Origin of the sequence: Butyrivibrio fibrisolvens (assembly GCF_037113525.1) — a bacterium.
GTDB classification, from domain to species: domain Bacteria; phylum Bacillota; class Clostridia; order Lachnospirales; family Lachnospiraceae; genus Butyrivibrio; species Butyrivibrio fibrisolvens.
The window spans coordinates 4540640-4559450 of sequence record NZ_CP146963.1; the positions used below are offsets into that span (position 1 = coordinate 4540640).

Here is an 18811-nt window from a genome sequence, read left to right on the forward strand (position 1 = left end):
TCATTCCATAGCTTATGAACCAGCTCCCGATACGATCTCAGTGATCTCCTGCGTGATAGCAGCCTGTCTTGCACGGTTGTAGTACAGACTGAGATTGTCGATCATGTCGGCAGCATTGTTGGTAGCATTCTCCATTGCCATGCGGCGTGCGCCCTGTTCGGATGCTGCACTTTCACACATTACGCTGAAGATGATACCTGCAATGTATTCCGGTATTATCGCATTGAATGTCTCTTCAGAGCTCGGCTCATACATGATCACTTCGCGTCCCTCTTCTGACGGCGGATCCGGTGTAAACGGAAGCAGCTGCCAGGTTGTAGGAACCTGTGAAAGAACCGATTTGAAGACTGTTCCGGCCACATGGATCTCGTCGTACTCGCCATTTTTATATCCCTGGCATACAAGTCTCGACATTTCGAAGCAGTCACTGACAGATACTTCACCTACCAGCGGGAAAGCATCGGATATGATCTCTCTGTTTCTTTTGCGGAAATATTCCAATGCCTTTTTTCCAACAGGAAGGAATGCACATTCCTTACCTTTGGTTTCCTGCTCGATCATCCTGAACATGTTTGCATTGTAACCGCCTGCAAGTCCTCGGTCTCCGCCAAAGACGATATAGAGTCTTTTCTTGATCTCTCTTTTCTTAAGATAAGCAGAATCGAAATCAGAATTGGAATTAGCTATATCATTAAGTGTCTTGGCTAAAACTTCGTGATATGGACGGCAATTCTCAACACGTTCCTGGGCCTTGCGGAGTCTGGAAGAAGCTACCAGCTTCATAGCTCTGGTAATCTGCATGGTGCTCTGCACTGATTTTATGCGGAGCTTGATGCTTTTCATCGAAGCCATGTCAGTTCTCCTTTCCGCTTAAGCATTCTTTGTGAACCGTTTTGTATACTCAGAAAGTGAATTCTTAAGAGCACCTTCGATCTCATCATCCCATGCGCCTGTTGCAGCGATCTTGTCCATAACGGCCTTACCGCCTTCATTTGCATCAAGGAAATCATAGAGTCCGGACTCATATTCTGCTACCTGAGTAGTATCAACTTCCTTAAGGTAGTCATTGTTAACGGCATAAAGAATTGCAACCTGCTTCTCAACAGGAATAGGTGTTCCCCTGTTCTGTTTGAGAACTTCCACAATTCTTGCACCCTTATCAAGACGAGACTTGGTATCTTCATCAAGGTCAGATCCGAACTGTGCGAAAGACTGAAGCTCTCTGTACTGTGAATACAAAAGCTTAAGTGTTCCGGCAACCTTCTTCATGGCCTTAACCTGAGCATTACCACCTACACGGGATACGGAGATACCTGGGTTAACCGCAGGGCGTACACCTTCGTGGAAAAGCTCTGTCTCAAGGAATATCTGTCCGTCTGTGATAGAGATAACGTTGGTAGGAATGTATGCTGATACATCACCTGCCTGTGTCTCAATGATAGGAAGAGCTGTAAGAGATCCGCCGCCATTAGCATCAGAAAGCTTAGCTGCTCTTTCAAGAAGACGTGAATGCAGATAGAATACGTCTCCAGGATAAGCTTCACGTCCTGGTGGACGTCTGATAAGGAGTGACAATTCACGATAAGCAACAGCATGCTTGGAAAGATCATCATAAATGATGAGAGCATGCTTGCCGTTATTCATGAAATACTCACCGATAGTAGCTCCGGCATATGGTGCAATGTACTGAAGTGGTGCACCTTCTGAAGCCGTAGCTGCAACAACTACTGTATATTCCATAGCGCCTGCTGCTTCAAGGTTTGCAACAAGGTTGGCAACTGTGGAATTCTTCTGGCCAATGGCTACATAGATACAGACAACATCTTTACCCTTCTGGTTAATGATGGTATCTGTAGCAATGACAGTCTTACCTGTCTGACGGTCGCCTATGATAAGCTCACGCTGTCCACGGCCGATCGGGATCATTGAATCGATTGCTTTGATACCTGTCTGGAGTGGCTCCTTAACAGGCTGACGTTCAATGATTCCAGGTGCTGTATGCTCGATTGGATCGAAGCGTACAGGCTTAATATCACCCTTGCCATCTATTGGCTGACCAAGGGCATTAACTACACGTCCAAGTACTTCATCGCCTACAGGAACAGATACAACTCTTCCTGTACGCTTTACAATATCGCCTTCTTTAATTCCTACGTCGGAACCCAGAAGGACGATTGAAATGCTGTTATCTTCCAGATTCTGTGCCATGCCGTAAGTACCGTTTGAGAATTCAACAAGTTCTCCGGCCATACATTTTTCCATTCCGCTGGCACGTGCGATACCGTCACCGACCAGAATAACCGTACCGGTCTCTGCCTGTTCGATAGCGGCGGAATAATGCTTAATCTGGCTTTTAATTATCTGACTAATTTCTTCAGGTTTCAGCGCCATTTCTCATCCTCTTATTCCTGCGCATACTGCGCGTACTTACCCTTACAGGGTTATACAACTGTATCTTTGATGATGGAATTAAGAGCATCAATACGCTCTTTGGCTGTGCCATCATACCGCTTGCCATCCATGTCGAGACGGATACCGCCGATAAGTGCGGGATTGACATAGCAGGTCATATCGACCTTCTTGCCTTTCATTCTCTCAAGCTTATCGTGCAAAGCATTCTTCTGAGCATCCGTAAGTGCAACAGCACTTGTTACGGTAGCTTCTACAATGCCATGGGCTTCGTTATAAAGTCTGCGGTATTCTTTTGCGCATCCCTTAACTTCAGCCATATATCCTTTTTCACACATGAGTTTCAAGAAATTCAGAAGATAAGGCCACATGTCAGCTCCAAACGCTTCGTCCAGGAGCTTAATTCTGTCATCCTTACTGATACTGGGTTCTGAAAGGAGCTTTACGTACTGGGGATTCTCTTTCATAAGAGAAAGCACAGTTCCAAGCTGATCCAAAACCAGATCCGTCTGATTCTCTTCCGAAGCAAGCTCATATAAGCTTCCACCATATTTCTTGGCTGTTTCGGTCATCATATAGACGTATCTCCAACATTCTGAATGAATTCGTCAACTAGGTTCTCATGATCCTTTTCGTTGATTTCGCGGCCGATAACCTTTGACGCGATGCTCATAGCCATAGAACCGATCTCATCCTTGGCATCATTTATCGCACGCTTTTTCTGCTGTTCAATATCGTTCTCTGCCTGTCTCTTGATAGAGGCTGCCTCTGACTGGGCATCTGCAACGATCTTTTCACTTCTCTTGGTTGCAGTACTTGTAGCTTCCTTAACGATACGATCCGCTTCATCGTTGGCCCTTGAAAGGCTTGTCTCGTACTGCTCTTTAAGATCAAGCGCTTTGGCCTTAGCTTCCTCAGCTTCCTTGAGAGGCTGATCTACAAGCCCCTGGCGCTTAGCCAGGATGTCCATTACAGGTTTGTACAGGAACTTTTTGAACAAAAGAATCTGAATACCCAGGTTGATCAGCTGAACAACAATCGTCTGCCAGTCCAGCGAAACCAATAAATTATATGTTGCTTCCATGGTATTCTCCTTTTCTGAGTTTAAGTATCCTCGCTCCTGCCTCTATTAAAGGTTTGAAAGGAAAAGACCTGGTGCTACGAAGATCAGAAGAAGACCGGTAACGAAACCGTAAATACCTGTTGTCTCTGAAAGAGCGACACCGAGGATAAGTGTTGATCTGATCTCACCGGAAGCTTCCGGCTGACGAGCGATAGAAGAAACTGCTGCTGCTGCCGCATTACCTTCACCAATACCAGGACCTATACCTGCTATAAGAGCAAGTCCGGCGCCAATGCCACATCCTGCAAGTGCGATACCTTTTGCTAATACTGTTAAATCCATATTTAATTCCTCCTAAGAATTATTGTTGCTGCTTAATCGCGTTTTTAGGCTTCATTAATTTATTCTGATGCCTGTTTAATGAAAATACATGTCAGTGTACAGAAGATAAACGGCTGGATCAATCCACTGAACCAGTCAAAGTAAAGTGATGTGACTGCAGGTAAACCGATCTCAAGAATCGGAATATGATCTGCGAGCCAATCTCCAACTACAGGGATAAATCCCAGCAGCGCGGCACTGGCAAGTCCCAGTGCTGAATAGATCAGGGTTCCGATAACCATACCAGAAAGTATGTTGCCGAAGTGACGGCAAGCCATAGAGATAGGTGTGGAGAATTCACTGATGATATTCATTGGAAGCATAACCGGCATTGGATCCAGATATCCCTTAAGATATCCACCGATTCCATTAGCCTTAATCTTATGCTTGGTAATGAGTATCAATACAATGATAGCCCATCCGGCCTCTGTTGCCAGGTCAGCAGTCGGACTCCAGCATCCACCGACAAGGCTTATCATGTTACTGATGATAGCTGTTCCAAACAGAGCTCCAATGAAAGGAATGTAATAGTCGAATTTGTCACCCATATTACCTCTTACGAAGTTATTGAGCAGCTCGACTATCCACTCTGCTATCGCCTGTCTCTTACTTATGCCTGTTACTTTCAGATTTCTTCCAAGTATCCAGCAAAGAAACGACAGTACGATCAGAACTATCCAGCCCATGATCATTGTCTGCGTGATGTGGATTTCCCCAATCGGCGAGTCTTCTATTATCGTATAGATCCTCGCGCCATGAAGATTAATGTCCATAAATCAGGATTCACCTCCTTTTACTCCGGCCGTAGAATCTACATTCTGTGTGAGATTCAGCTTACCGGTTATTTGCAATAAAAAGATAGCAAGTTTTGGGAAAAGAAGCGGCACGAGAGCGCTTATTACATTAATAAACGGCACAAAAACAGCAGCTACTATCCATAAGCCCTGAAGGCCCATTCTCTGGGTGTAGCCTTTTTGTACGCCTCTTCTTACTTCTGCACCTCCGTTCTGTGCCGCGTCAAGCGATCTTTGGAGAGAAACTGCCATCCAGATAAAGCAGATCATTCCAATAAGAGTACCGCCTACTGCACCGATAATAATAGTTGCATCAAACGAATAGAGGCCAGTTAAAGAAATAAGAAAACCGACCACAATCTCAATGACGCACAAAATCCCGCAACCAACGTAAACGCCCTTTACAAGTCCTTTGATATCATCATCTAAATGCATGAAACTTCCCTCCCCTTAAAATGTCCTCTTGAATCTGTCTAAAGTAAGTGTCCACATTATATATTTTCGGCTAAAAAGCCCATTTTAGTAATGTTTGGAAAAAGAATGACTTTTTGGTTTGTTTTTGTCCGGTCTCTTCTGACCTTTCATAACAGTCTTGGTGTAGAATTTCCAGAACGTCATAAAACCTGCGCCAAGGCCTAAAAAAAGCCCAACAAAATAAATCCACATTCCAAAACCAAAATGTGTGTTAAGGTACCAGCTGCCTGCAAGACATAAAAGCACGGGCATTATCAGATCAAGCCCCAGCTGTCCAACATATACGAGATATTTAAATGCATTAGACCAGTCCTGCATATATACCTTTCATATCAAAAATATAAAATCACGCACGTTCACAGATATTTTACCATAGTGTGGAATTTATGTGCAAGATTGTCAGAAAATACTGGGAACATTATCTATTTTTTTCTACAAAATCAATCTTTATGAGTTAATTGTATATGAGAAAACGGCCACCCTGAAATTATCAGGATGACCGTCAATATACTTATATATTTATTAAGTTTACTCTTCTTCTGTAGCTGTAGTCTTGATGTGAAGCTCTTCAAGCTGCTTGTCTGTTACAAAGCTGGGTGCTCCCATCATTACATCCTGAGCATTCTTGTTCATAGGGAACGGAATGATCTCTCTGATAGACTCTTCTGCTGCAAGAAGCATTATCATACGGTCTACTCCAGGAGCGATACCTGCGTGTGGCGGTGCGCCATAGCAGAATGCGTTGTACATAGCAGGGAACTTCTTCTTAACGTCCTCTTCACCAAGTCTTACAAGTTCGAATGCCTTGATCATGATCTCAGGATCGTGGTTACGAACAGCACCTGATGAAAGCTCTACGCCGTTAACAACAAGGTCGTACTGATCTGCCATGATTGTAAGAGGATCAACCTCACCTTTTTCTGCCTTAAGAAGGATATCAAGACCACCTGAAGGCATTGAGAAAGGATTGTGGCAGAACTCAAGTTCGCCAGACTCTTCACCGATCTCGTACATAGGGAAGTCAACTATCCAGCAGAATGCGTACTGCTCTTTGTCCATGTGACCAGGAACAGCTGCACCAAATGTCTTAACAAGAACACCTGCAGTCTTAACTGCTGCGCCCTTATCTCCTGCAGAAAGAACTACAAGTGTGTTAGACTCAAGTGAAAGTGCCTTAACAACTTCATCCTTCTTAGGAGCTACGAACTTGGAGATACCACCAACAAGCTCGCCATTTTCATCTACTCTGAACCAGTAACCCTTGTTACCTGACTGAACTTCTACAGCTTCCATTGTCTTGTCGATGAACTTACGGCTTTCATGGAAGTCAGAAATAACAACAGCCTTGATAACGCCATCAGCAAATGGAGCGAAATCAGGTGTACGAAGAAGATCTGTAACATCTGAAACTGTAAGATCGATACGAAGATCAGGTTTATCTGTTCCGTATTTCTCTAAAGCTTCAAGATAAGGAATTCTTACAAAAGGAGCACCTGATGCTCTGTTATATGTACCGTACTTGGCAAAGATAGGAGGAAGAACATCCTCGATTACTGCAAATACGTCTTCCTGAGATGCAAATGCCATCTCCATATCAAGCTGGTAGAATTCTCCCGGTGATCTGTCACCTCTTGCATCCTCATCACGGAAGCAAGGAGCAATCTGGAAGTAACGGTCAATACCTGAAACCATGAGAAGCTGCTTGAACTGCTGAGGAGCCTGAGGAAGTGCATAGAACTTACCCGGATGCTTACGAGCAGGTACAAGATAGTCTCTTGCGCCTTCAGGTGATGATGCTGTAAGGATAGGAGTTGTGATCTCCATAAATCCATGATCAAGCATTGAGCTTCTAAGTGCTGCAATGATCTGTGATCTTAAGATGATATTCTTCTTAACTTCAGGGTTTCTGAGGTCAAGATATCTATATTTAAGCCTTGCTGTCTCGTCTGCTTCGCGGCTGTGATTGATCTCAAAAGGAAGCTCGCTATAGCGGCAGCGTCCAAGGATCTCTACCTTTTCAGGAACGACCTCAATATCACCAGTCTCCTGCTTAGGGTTCTTAGAGCTACGCTCTCTTACTACACCTTCTACAGAAATAGTTGATTCCTTAGTGATTGCCTTGAACTGCTTAACCATATCAGCATTCTCAGCTACAACCTGTGTTGTACCATAGAAGTCACGGATTACAACGAATCCAAGCTCGGCTCCTACTTCTCTGAAATTCTCAAGCCATCCGCACAGCTTAACCTTCTTGCCTGCGTCTGACAGTCTTAATTCTCCGCATGTATGAGTACGGGACTGCATCTTTATTACCTCCATCTACCAGATATCTGGTATCAACAACTAACTTTTAAGCGTTAAAACGCTCATCTATAATATCAGAAAAAAATAATCATTTCAATGCCTCGCTATATTAGCGAATTTTGCGTCAAAACAGGTCTTCTTGGCCCATAAAATTTGTACAAAATTTCTGCTTAATTTTTGTTGCAAATTCAAAAAAGAGGATTATAATATAATCACATGTAAACAACTTTGTAATATTTTGTAATAGTTCTTTGAGGTTTCGGTTTTATATGTCAAACATGAAATATTTATGTATGATCGTAATAATTTTGCTCACAGCAGCACTTTCGCTGTTCGCGACCGGATGTAATAATGCAATATCCACAACAAAAGCTGCACAGAGCGACAGTGCGACTTTTGTAATATCTGAATCCGTAGCCTCAGAATCCGGGTCATCCTATGACAATTAAAGATACTTTTCTTAGTCCGGATTATTATCCCAGTTTTTCATGCAAAGGACCTGATTGCCGCCATACATGCTGCAACGGTCTTACTATCAATATGTCCCAGCAGGAATATTTCAAGCTGGTCGGTTTGTCATGCTCTGATGAGCTAAGACAGGGACTTGATCTTGCCATCAAACCTCTTTCCAATCCCGATCCATACAAATATGCAGAGCTTTGCCATGACTTTTTTGGCAATTGTCGTATGCTTATGGATAACGGATTTTGCCGCCTTCAGTATGAGTGCGGTGAGGATGTGATGACTTATGCCTGCAGATATTTCCCAAGAAGCCCTCGTCTTAATATTTCGCCAAGAGTAGCATGCTCCTGCGGATGCGAAAAAACGATCGAGATGCTGATGGATTCTAAAGAGAATATATCCACAACTTCAGGTGAATATTCCTTTGATCTGGCAGGAGAAGAAGTAAAATCTGAATCTGTTACAAAAGATGAACTGGAAAAAATACAGAATTACCTCTTTGAGATTCTTCAAAATAAAGATATTGATATAGATAAAAAGATTGCTGATATAAGAGCCTTTCTTGAAAGCCAGGATTCTCAAGATTACCAAAACTATGCAACGGTAGAGAACGATACTGATCAGCATTTTTCTGATCATGAAAACGTAGCGAACTCCTTTTTTAAATCCATTAATATCTGTACATTTGTAAAGATAGCAGAATTCGTCAAAGATCAGTACTATACGATGGCTGATTACTGCGACGCATTTTTACAAGTTGCAGAAAGCGATGATCCGTTAGATACATTAAAAGCTAATAGAGATAAACTCTACTCCACTTTCCCGGAACTTGATACCTGGATATGTAAGATGTTCATTAATGATATCTTCTATACCCAGTTTCCTTTTTCAGAGAAGGATATGACTCTTTCACAGGCAGGACAACTTCTTGAATGTGAGGTTCGCTTTTTGCAGATGCTCCTTTACTCTAATGTAGATAACATTTCCAGTAGGGACGATTTTGTAGACCTGTGTATGTATTACTTCAGAATGGCAGATTTTACGCCCTTTTCTCATAACGCGCTTGTGCTCATGAACAAAAATGATTAACTTCGCAAAAAGTACCGCGCGGCTAAAGGTTTTCTGGAATCCAAAAACACCTAAAACATGTACCAAATTACTGATACAACATGTTTTAGGTGTTTCTTATAATTAAAGATCAAATTCTGCAGTTATTGTATATGTATCGTAGTCTCCAGCACCTCTGTAATCGTTAACTGTCATTACGATTCTGTATGTGCCTGAAGGAAGTTCTCCGTATACACTACTCCAGTCGAGTTCATATTCTGTGGTACCGTCTTCTTCTATATTCATAGCTATATCTTCGAATGCCACATCATCATCTATATCAACTAAAGTCCACTTTGTACCGTCGAATCTTTCGATCCTATACGCTTTAGAAAACTCTAAACTGCCGGTAGCATTTCCGCCCTTTTGCTTCCATACAAGTGTTGCTCCTGTCGCAGTCGGATCATTTACTTTAAGTGTCAGTCCCAGTTCAGGGATCTTTGCTTCATAGATTTCACTTTCTGCATCCTTTATATCGTTATCTGATTCCGCTTCTTCACCGGCCTGTGCCTGCTCGTCTATACTTGCAGCGTCTTCAGCAGGTTCTGCACTCTCCTGAGCACTTTCTGCTCCGCCAGTTTGCGCACTATTCACAGCTGCGTCACCTTCATGTATTGGTGCCATCTCCACGCTATCATCCGCTGACTCACTTGACTCTTCAGATTTTGGAGCTGAATCAACTGACTGCGGAACTGCTGCTCCATCTCCTCCAGCCGGTGCTGCAGAATCAGTAGAAGCTGTCTCATGCGATGTCTTAACACCTATATCAAGAACATTGATAGCTGTTAATCCAAGGAAGCATGCTGCTGCCACGGCAACCACGCTCCATATAGCTTTTCTTCTCCTGCGTTTTGAGGCATTTATATCTACAACCTTACCTGTTTCTTCCTTTGTTAAAGCATCCAGTGCATCCTGAATATGCTTGTCATCAAAGTTTTCATTTAAAGTCTTCTGAATAGACTCATCATCAAGGTCTTCATTAAGAACTTCCTGTATAAACTTGTCATCAATGTCACTCATTGCACGCAGCAGATCTTTATTATCTCTTTTCATACAGTGACACCTTCTTTCTCAAGATAATCCTTTAGTTTATTGCGGACACGAAGCAGGGTCATTTTGACATTACTCTCTGTAAGGTCATACTTTTCAGCTATCTCAGCAACGCTATAGCCAAAATAGTATCTTCTTATGAACATCTTACGGGTAAGCTCTTTTTGCTCAGACAAAAAACGGTTAAGGATCTCACTAAGTTCACGCGCGCTGTCGCTATCCCCAGCCTTATCATCTGCAATTACTTCTGCAAGTTCATCAAGTAGTACTCCCACCTGTGCATTACCTCTCTTATCCGCATGCATCATATCGTAGCGGTCCAGGGACAGGTTTCTTACGATCCTTGACAGAAAGGCAGAAAAAATATCAGGCCTCTGCGGAGGAATAACATTCCATGTCTTAAGGTAAGTATCATTCTCACACTCATCCGCATCTTCAAGGCTGTGAAGAATGCGCATGGAGATACTGCTTAGCATCCTTCCATATTTGTTTTTGGTCTGTACTATAGCATCCTCGTTTCTATCAAAGTACAACTCTATGATCGTACTGTCTTCCATAAGATATCCCATAAGATACTGTGTCCCCTCTACTTATATTGACGGATAAAAAAGATATTTCGTCACACTTTTTCTTCGTTATTTTTGGATTTCCTTCACTCTCTCATCCATGTACTTATGAACGCAATCCCTGATCTTCTGCATGGCTTCCTGCGCTTGTGGGTTACGACTTTCAAATGATAGCATCTGTTCGATGAAACCTTGTCTCATCGCTTCTGCGACGCTGGCGGGATATACGAGTCCGTATACAAGTGATATATGTCCTACAAGGTGGTCTATTGATGTAACTGTATGAGACCTGTTTACATTAAGATGATTTAGAGAATCTTCAAGAACTTTTGGGCTTATATCATCTGTATAAAAAGCCTCCATAGGCATATTGTAGATCTCATCCATCGGGAAGTCGCAGTTAACTTTGAGAATGTCAATCTTGTCTGCATCCCTCAGTATCTGAGAATACATAAGTTCTCTTTCTGTTAAGGCCTTGGGTAGTTCATATACGTTATGAAGCCTTATGGCTTTTTCCATAAGCTTATCTTCAGTATCGTCTTCGATATAATCGCGAACATGACCATCTACAAAAAGGATGTCTGCGCTGAGTGCGGCATGATTTACAGATACGGAATCTTCAAAGGTGTTATAGCGTCTTAACTGTTCAAATCTTCCGACATCATGGAACATTCCAAGAAGCCAGGCAAGGTCAACATCTTCATCACTTAGCTTTAAACTTTTTGCAATCATCTCGCAAAGGTCTGCTACTCTGTATGTATGCTCAACCTTAAGTTTTACCTTGGTATCCGTAATATCATAATCTGCCACATAGCCTGCGAATACACTTTTCACGTGTTCTTTATCTATTTTCATCACTAGCCTCTTTTTCTAAAAAACAAAGCACCGGAAGTTTCCAACCGGTGCTTTTTAAACTTCATTATTTGATTTTAATGCATTGATTTATATCAATCAAGCTTAAGGATAAGCTCTAAGATACGCTTTCCACAGATTTCCATCTCCTGTCTTGTAAGAAGCTTTTTCTTCTTGGCATCAAGAATACGTTTCGGGAATCCGTTAGCCATCTTTATATCATTACCTGCTGCAACTTCTTTGTAGTGCTCGCCATGTCCCCACCAGTCGGTAGTTACCATACCCTTGAAGCCCCACTCGTCTCGAAGGATATCTGTAAGAAGCTCGTGGTTTTCTGATGCACGCACGCCGTTGATCGCGTTATAGGAAGACATTACTGTCCATGGATCAGACTCTTTTACCACGATCTCGAAAGGCTTTAAGTAGATCTCACGGATAGCTCTTTCGGATGCACGGGAATCACTCTCGTTTCTATTTGTCTCTTTGTTGTTAAGAGCAAAGTGCTTAACAGATACACCTATACGGTTGGACTGTACGCCCTTAACCATAGCTGCTGCCTGCTTACCTGCAAGAAGAGGATCTTCAGAATAGTACTCAAAGTTTCTTCCACAAAGGGGACTTCTGTGAATATTGATAGCAGGTGTAAGCCATACTGCAATATTATTTTCCTTAACCTCTTCACCTGCTGCCTTACCAACTTCATATACGATCTCAGGATCCCAGCTGCATGCAAGAAGTGTTGAGCAAGGGAATGCTGTTGTATGAACGAGAGCTTCAGGCTGGATTCGAAGTCCAGCAGGGCCATCAGCTGTCATGGCATTCGGAACTCCATATTCAGGGAAGTTACCAAATCCAAATGTATTGGCAACACCAGTATTAGGCTGACCACCAAGAAGTTCTGCAAGATCCTCGTCAGAAAACTGCTTAATGAATTCATCAAGAGTGATCTTACCTTCTGCAACCTCTATAAGCTGATGCTTATCTCTTTCAGCCCACATAGGGATCAGATCAACGTGACGCACCTGCGGCATAAAGCCCATATTCTTGTCAGGATTTTCAGGAAGCTTTGTTGCATTGATATCTCTTGCTTTTCCCATCTTAAGCTTTTCATACTTACCGTTTGCAAGAAGTCTCTTGGGAAGAGATACAGGTGCAAGACGCTCTGTGAGCTGCTCAACAACAGTATCTTTTGAAAGAGTAACTTCACTTACGCAGATAAGATTTCTTGAAGATGTTCCAAGGAAAATACCATACTCGCCTTCTTCAAGTACATAAGCAGACTTAGCCACCTTACCCTCATCATCATAAGATGCCATTTGAGTTACAGGGAATGTTATCTTAACAAGCTGTGATTCGCCAGGAGCAAGAAGTCTTGTTTTCTGGTAACCTGCAAGAACCTTTGCCGGCTTACCAAGCTTACCCTGAGGAGGACAGAAGTAAACCTGTATTACTTCACGTCCTGGGAACTTGCCTGAATTTCGTACACGGGCAGACGCTGTGATATATGCCTTCTTAACATCTGAAGGTTTAAGCTCTACATTGTCAGGATCTTCTTCGAATGTAAAAGTAAATTCTGCTCCATCCCTATCCTTATTAATATCCTCAACCTTTGCAGCCGGATCTACAACCTGGAAAGTTGTATATGAAAGGCCGTATCCAAAAGGATATACAACCTTTTCAGCTGCTCCCGGAATTGTCTCAAAATATCTGTATCCTACATATATATCTTCTGTATAGTTTACATAGTCATTAGATTCATGGAAGCCTTCTGTTGAAGGGTAATCTGTAAGATCTTTTGCAAATGTATCAGCCAGCTTACCAGAAGGTGTTCCGATACCGCACAGAAGCTCCGCTGCTGCAAGGCCGCCTTCCATACCGCCCTGCCATGCCATAAGAACGCCCTGGATCTTCTTCTCATCAGCGAACCATTTGACATCAACAACGCCGCCAACATTTAAAACTACAACAACTTTGGAGAAAGCTTTTGAAACCTGCTTAACCATTGTTTCTTCTGCCTTAGTAAGGTAGAAATCGCCTCTTTCAAAAAGCTGTTCTGACTCTTCAACAAGAGGGTTAACCCAGTCTTCTTTACGCCCCTGAGCCGCCTTAGTTCCTGCAACCTTACGATCCCAGCCCTCGCCTGAGAAACGGCTTATTGAGATAACTGCTACGTCAGCTTCTATAGCTGCTTTTGCAAGAAGATCCTTAGGGAGCTTTGGCTCTTCAAGCATTCCCGGAACCTTACCTTCCTTATACTGCTTCTCAACATTTTCTTTGTAAAAAGAAGCTGTTTCTTCATATACAGATACGCAGTCAGGAAGAGCTTTAAATCCATCATAGATGTTGTGGATAAATGACACAGTAACATCACCTGATCCGCCGCCACCTTTAACAAAGTCAAAGGTTCCTTTTCCAAACAACGCAACCTTGCTTCCCTGTGCAAGCGGAAGGATCTTGTCATCATTTTTAAGAAGAACCATGCCCTCTTTTGCTGCATTCTTAGAAAGCTCTATATGCGCTTCACTCTCTGTAACCCTCTCTTTTCCCTCATAAAGAGGAAGATTGGGAAGGTAGTTAATTCTACTCCACTTATTCATGAATTGCCTCCATTAAAATCAATAGTTTACATTTTTCGGAACGAACTTTTTCTGATTTGGCACATTTTTCGGAACGAACTTTTTTCATATCTTATTTCATTACAAGTACTTTGAATTGTAATTACTCGTCCCAGCCCTCTGTATATCTGAAATGAACACAGATATTTCTTACGAACTCTCCATCTGAAAGATTAAGTTCGGATTCGTCTGACACAGATGGAAGCTGCGGTGAATCTTCTTCTGTAAGTTCTACTCTGATAAAGTCATATAATACCGCCTGCGCATCGTCTATTGCTGTATTAATATCATTTCCTTCAAAAGTAACTTTATCAAGGTCAGGAAAAAAGCCCTTGAAAACCCCATTTTCTTCTTTGATAACTGACGGATAAATAAATGTCATCTCCCATACCCTCTTTCATTATTATTCTTTGTTATGCTTTATTCACTTTTCCATTACAGTATCGGCAAAAATTACTTTTGTTTTTATTCCCTAGACCAAAGGTAAGCATACGCCTGTGTTCTGGCTGCAAAAGGCTGTGTCTTTAACAACTCTCTTACCTCTTCCTTTGTATACCACCCTGGCTCTATCTCCTCGACGTTGGATGTACTCTTTTTAAACTCACCCTTTGCTGTGCCCACAACGCACACATTAACTTCATTAGAAAAACCTACTGCGCTATAAGACCTTCCTATATGATCCTCTATGGATATAAGCTCAAGCCCTGTTTCTTCCATCAGCTCGCGCTTTGCAGCCTCATCAGCAGTTTCACCCGGATCGATAAGCCCTGCAGGAAAGTTATATACCCATGAATCAACTGCCAGCCTGAATTCTTTATTTATAAGAAGTCTTTCATGCTTCTCGTCTTCTATGATTAAAACTACTGCATCAGGCTTCATATTATGTAAGTCTTCTTCTGACTCTATTTCAGAATTGCGACTTATGATCTCGTATATTTTTTGTTCTTTGTCTTCAGTTTCATATTCCACGTCATAACGAGTAATGAATTTGCCCTGCTCTAGCTTTTTGATCAATTTGAATTTCATAACTATATATCCTATCAACACTCTATTTTCTAGCGCTTGCTTAAACTCCCAGTTATTTTGGGGAGACGCCAACGCATTCGCAGCAGATACCACTGATATAATCCTCGAGCGTCATCCGTACGAGGAATGTTCAGGGGCATCGTATGTCCATTCGTAAAAACACCTTACGCTTTCGAATAATAAATTGCGAACTGCAAAAGCCCCTATGACGAGTGGCAAGGTAGCTCGAGGATTATATCAGCGGTATCTGCCGCCAACAACCTAAAAGCTCCCCAAAACAACTGGTCATCCTGCTTTACATCGCCCCATACACGATCTGGCGAAGCCCTCTGATGAAGGCTGGATCTGCGCCGCCGTCCATTTGGGACATGTACATGATTATAAGATCTTCTTCAGGGTCAACGCAGAAGTAGGTGCCGGCTTCGCCTGTGACTTCGATAGAGCCCTCAGCTCCGTTAGATGCAGCTCTTACCGGATCCATAAGGATATTGTAATAGCATCCGTATCCATAGCCTTCTCTTCCGAATTCCTTAAGCTGCTCATCTGTCAGATGATTAGTTGTCATGAACTTAAAAGTTCTTCTTCCGATAAGCTCCTTACCATGGAATGCCCCCTTATTAAGAAGCATCTGGCAGAAGTGTACATAGTCTTCAACTGTAGAATAAAGGCCTATTCCGCCTGACTCATACCAGGGATTTTCAAATGGAGCCTCCATCTCGAATCTTGCAAGAGTATTAGCATCTGCTCTTGATACCTTTCCTTTGCTATCAGGTCTTCCCATCATGACAGCCTGTCTGAAAGCTTTATCACCATCTATCATGAAGTCCGTTTCTGACATATTAAGAGGAGCAAAGACCTCTTTTTTCAAAAACTCAGAGAACTTCATTCCTGAAATGATCTCGATTATAGCTGCAAGAACGTCTGCACTAAGTCCGTAGTGAAAAGATGTTCCTGGATCAAACATAAGAACTGAATCTGCAAACTTGGATGCAATATCAACATTATTTTTAAGGATTCCGGATCTTCTCTGAACACGGGCCTGCCTATAAGCCTGACTCATGGACTGACCTGCTTCGCCGTAGTCACCCGGAAGTACTATTCCGGAGGTCATGCTAAGAAGGTCTCTTATTAGTATAGGTCGTATAGGTGCCTTAAATCCTCCTAAAGACGCAACCTTTATATCTGAAAATGCAGGAAGATATTTTCCCACTTCTTCCATAAGGTCAAGTTCTCCTCTTTCATAGAGGATCATTGCAGCAAGAGCTGTAATAGGCTTAGTCATGGACATGATGCGGTAGATACTGTCTTTTCTGTCCATGCCAAAATTGTTTTCATATACTCTTTTGCCATTGTGCTCTATTAAAATAGTAGCGCCAGGAATGCTTCCTGCGCGCTTTTGCATATAATCATCAAGCCTTGTAAGCTTTCTTATATTCATGGATCACTTACCCTCCGGTTAATAATTCTATCGTGAAAAAGTACTTACCCGTTACAAAGTCTTCACCAATTTCCATATTAGCATCGGTGAATTAAAATAACATCATCTCTGCACTTTTAGACAATATTATAGCAGATAGCGCGTTAATATTGGCCATCTGCTATATCATAATAATTATAATTTACTTTTTCTTCTTTTTATCTTTTTTCTTATCTTTGTTTTTCTTCTTGTCCTTTTCTTTAAAGAGATTATCAAGGGTTTTATCGAAGTCATCTGCGGCAGCATCTTCAATCTTAACTGCCTTCTTAGCCTCAGTTTCATCAAGCACATTCAGATCTACAAGTACAGGATGATCTTCTTTGAATGTTGTATCTATGCGGTCTTCTTCCATCACGTCTGCTTTCTTCATCTTAGGAAGAGAATACTTGCTTTCGAAATAGAATACTGCCTGCTCGAATTCCCGATTCTTCTCAGCTCTAACCATTTCAAGATATCCGTGAGTATCGAAGCCGTCCTCGCTGACCTGAATGATGGCAGCTGCGATATTGGAACAGTGATCTGCGATCCTTTCAAAATCCGTTCCGATATCAGAAAGATCAAATCCAAGATCCACAGTACATTTACCTTTACGAAGTCGTCTTACATGGCGGCGCTTAACTTCCATATGAAGTCCGTCGATGACTTCCTCTAAAGGCTCTACTGTCTTGGCAAGTCTTATATCATTATTTTCAAATGACTTGAAGGTTGTAGATACGATCTCTTTTACCGCATCTGCAAAGACCTTAACTTCTTCAGTTGCTTTACTGGAGAACTGTCTTTCGTTCTCATACATTCTCTGTGCAACCTGGGCTATGTTAAGAGCGTGATCAGAAATACGCTCAAAGTCGCTGATCGTATGAAGAAGTACGGAAAGTGTATGGTTATCTTCAGGTGCCAGGTGGTGCTGGCTGACCTTCATGAGATAGGTATCGAGCTGATCTTCGTATCTGTCGATCTCTTTTTCCAGATGCTCTACATTAGATACCTTCTCCATATCGAACTCTTCAATAAGTTCCATAGCAAGGAAAAGAGATTTCTCAGCAAGGTTTTCCATCATAACAGTTGCATTTCTTGCCTGCTCCAAAGCAAATGGAGGATTGGAAAGGAAGCGGTCATCCAGAGTTGTGATGCCGCGGCTTTCTTCCAGCTCCTGCTGCTCTCTTTCGTCAATAGGAATAGTACGAAGAGCCATAGCAACAAGTACGCCTGAAATCGGTACCATAAGAGGAGATGCTACAAGGTTTACAAGTGTATGTATGATAGCAGGTCCTGAGTAGCTTGCAACATCATCAAGGAATGCAAAATGAAGGAATGCATTTAGCAGATAGAAGCCCACCATGAATGTGCCTGCTTTAATAACGTTAAAGTACAGATGCATAAGAGCTGTACGCTTACCATTCTTGCCTGCGCCAACAGATGAAAGAATAGCTGTGATACAGGTACCAACTTCAGCTCCCATGACAACAGGAATACACATACCGTAGGTCATCATACCCTCACCTGCGAAAGTCTGAACTACACCGATAGTTCCTGCAGATGACTGGATTATCATGGTAAATGCCATACCGATAATAAAACCGATTATAGGATTTGAAAAACTTCTGAGGAAGTTTTGGAATTCCACGCTTTCCTTAAGAGGCGCAACCGCTTCTGACATCATGTTCATACCGAACATAAGAACGGAAAATCCAAGAAGAACAGTTCCGATATTCTTACGCTTCTCTGACTTGTTGAACATGAGAAGTACTATACCGATAAGTGCAAGGAAAGGTGTAAAAGAAGTTGGTTTTAAAAGATTAGTAAAGAAGTTACCACCTTCGATTCCATTAAGTGAAAGAATCCAGGCAGTTACTGTAGTACCAAGATTGGCACCGAGTATAACGTTAACAGACTGGGAAAGCTGCATAATTCCCGAATTAACAAGACCTACAACCATGACAGTTGAAGCTGAAGATGACTGAACAAGAGCCGTGATACCAATACCAAAAAAATAAGCTATCCATCTTCTGGAAGTAACTTTGGCAAGAGCGCTTTCAAGCTTGCCTCCTGCTGCCTTGGTAAGGCCTCCGCTCATGATATTCATTCCGTAGAGGAACATTGCCAGTCCGCCAACAATGCCGGCTATAAGTTCAAATAGTTCTGTTGTATTCATCTGATCTCCATTGTGGCCTATTCCTGACCACTTTTCATTTAATCCCTTCGCTTTATTACAAGTTTATCATATGTGATGA

The 18811-nt window shown here is 42.2% G+C and carries 19 protein-coding genes; 2 read left to right on the top strand and 17 right to left on the bottom strand.

Annotated features, from left to right (window positions below):
• Nucleotides 1-12: 12 nt before the first annotated feature.
• The 9 genes from atpG to aspS form a co-directional block, all read right to left on the bottom strand.
• Complete coding sequence (atpG, locus tag WAA20_RS19340; RefSeq protein WP_073389301.1) at nt 13-852, bottom strand: ATP synthase F1 subunit gamma; 840 nt, start codon at nt 850-852, stop codon at nt 13-15.
• A gap of 18 nt (nt 853-870) precedes the next feature.
• Nucleotides 871-2391 carry a F0F1 ATP synthase subunit alpha gene (gene atpA, locus WAA20_RS19345; protein ID WP_073389299.1) on the bottom strand — a complete coding sequence of 507 codons (1521 nt, stop codon included), beginning with the start codon at nt 2389-2391 and terminating at the stop codon, nt 871-873.
• Between the two features lie 50 nt (nt 2392-2441).
• Nucleotides 2442-2984 carry an ATP synthase F1 subunit delta gene (gene atpH / locus WAA20_RS19350; RefSeq protein ID WP_242951214.1) on the bottom strand — a complete coding sequence of 181 codons (543 nt, stop codon included), beginning with the start codon at nt 2982-2984 and terminating at the stop codon, nt 2442-2444.
• The gene (atpF, locus tag WAA20_RS19355; protein ID WP_073389298.1) at nt 2981-3493 is read right to left on the bottom strand and encodes a F0F1 ATP synthase subunit B; all 513 of its coding nucleotides are present in this window, start codon (nt 3491-3493) and stop codon (nt 2981-2983) included. Before atpF ends, atpH begins: the two co-directional genes overlap by 4 nt.
• 45 nt (nt 3494-3538) lie before the next feature.
• Nucleotides 3539-3814, bottom strand: coding sequence for an ATP synthase F0 subunit C (atpE, locus tag WAA20_RS19360; protein ID WP_073389296.1), 276 nt, complete (start codon nt 3812-3814; stop codon nt 3539-3541).
• 59 nt (nt 3815-3873) lie between these two features.
• Nucleotides 3874-4626, bottom strand: coding sequence for a F0F1 ATP synthase subunit A (locus WAA20_RS19365; protein WP_073389294.1), 753 nt, complete (start codon nt 4624-4626; stop codon nt 3874-3876).
• A gap of 3 nt (nt 4627-4629) precedes the next feature.
• A complete protein-coding gene (locus WAA20_RS19370) occupies nt 4630-5082 on the bottom strand; it encodes an ATP synthase subunit I (protein WP_073389293.1) in 453 nt (150 codons plus the stop codon).
• A gap of 84 nt (nt 5083-5166) precedes the next feature.
• Nucleotides 5167-5439, bottom strand: a complete 273-nt coding sequence (locus WAA20_RS19375; protein WP_073389291.1) for an AtpZ/AtpI family protein — start codon at nt 5437-5439, stop codon at nt 5167-5169.
• 210 nt (nt 5440-5649) lie between these two features.
• The gene (gene aspS, locus WAA20_RS19380) at nt 5650-7425 is read right to left on the bottom strand and encodes an aspartate--tRNA ligase (RefSeq protein ID WP_242951213.1); all 1776 of its coding nucleotides are present in this window, start codon (nt 7423-7425) and stop codon (nt 5650-5652) included.
• A gap of 269 nt (nt 7426-7694) precedes the next feature.
• Between aspS and WAA20_RS19385 the strand changes: the two genes are divergently transcribed.
• Together WAA20_RS19385 and fliB are read left to right on the top strand one after the other, a co-directional pair.
• Entirely contained in the window at nt 7695-7874 is a 180-nt protein-coding gene (locus tag WAA20_RS19385; RefSeq protein WP_073389288.1) for a hypothetical protein, read from the top strand.
• On the top strand, nt 7864-8976 hold the full coding sequence (gene fliB / locus WAA20_RS19390) for a flagellin lysine-N-methylase (RefSeq protein ID WP_073389286.1): 1113 nt from the start codon (nt 7864-7866) through the stop codon (nt 8974-8976). The genes WAA20_RS19385 and fliB overlap by 11 nt, the downstream gene beginning before the upstream one ends.
• Nucleotides 8977-9078: 102 nt before the next feature.
• Here fliB and WAA20_RS19395 read toward each other — a convergent pair whose 3' ends face one another.
• The 8 genes from WAA20_RS19395 to WAA20_RS19430 all read right to left on the bottom strand — a co-directional run bounded on the left by WAA20_RS19395 (nt 9079) and on the right by WAA20_RS19430 (nt 18732).
• On the bottom strand, nt 9079-10047 hold the full coding sequence (locus WAA20_RS19395) for an immunoglobulin-like domain-containing protein (RefSeq protein WP_073389285.1): 969 nt from the start codon (nt 10045-10047) through the stop codon (nt 9079-9081).
• Nucleotides 10044-10613, bottom strand: a complete 570-nt coding sequence (locus WAA20_RS19400) for an RNA polymerase sigma factor (RefSeq protein WP_242951212.1) — start codon at nt 10611-10613, stop codon at nt 10044-10046. The genes WAA20_RS19395 and WAA20_RS19400 overlap by 4 nt, the downstream gene beginning before the upstream one ends.
• Before the next feature lie 66 nt (nt 10614-10679).
• The gene (locus WAA20_RS19405; protein WP_073389283.1) at nt 10680-11465 is read right to left on the bottom strand and encodes an HD domain-containing protein; all 786 of its coding nucleotides are present in this window, start codon (nt 11463-11465) and stop codon (nt 10680-10682) included.
• A 92-nt stretch (nt 11466-11557) separates the two neighbouring features.
• Nucleotides 11558-14059, bottom strand: coding sequence for a glycoside hydrolase family 3 C-terminal domain-containing protein (locus WAA20_RS19410; RefSeq protein WP_073389282.1), 2502 nt, complete (start codon nt 14057-14059; stop codon nt 11558-11560).
• Nucleotides 14060-14180: 121 nt separating this feature from the next.
• The gene (locus WAA20_RS19415) at nt 14181-14459 is read right to left on the bottom strand and encodes a type II toxin-antitoxin system HicB family antitoxin (protein WP_073389280.1); all 279 of its coding nucleotides are present in this window, start codon (nt 14457-14459) and stop codon (nt 14181-14183) included.
• Nucleotides 14460-14542: 83 nt separating this feature from the next.
• Complete coding sequence (locus WAA20_RS19420) at nt 14543-15103, bottom strand: NUDIX hydrolase (protein ID WP_073389279.1); 561 nt, start codon at nt 15101-15103, stop codon at nt 14543-14545.
• A gap of 295 nt (nt 15104-15398) precedes the next feature.
• Nucleotides 15399-16541, bottom strand: coding sequence for a serine hydrolase (locus WAA20_RS19425; protein WP_073389277.1), 1143 nt, complete (start codon nt 16539-16541; stop codon nt 15399-15401).
• A gap of 181 nt (nt 16542-16722) precedes the next feature.
• The gene (locus WAA20_RS19430) at nt 16723-18732 is read right to left on the bottom strand and encodes a Na/Pi cotransporter family protein (RefSeq protein WP_073389276.1); all 2010 of its coding nucleotides are present in this window, start codon (nt 18730-18732) and stop codon (nt 16723-16725) included.
• Nucleotides 18733-18811 lie beyond the last annotated feature (79 nt).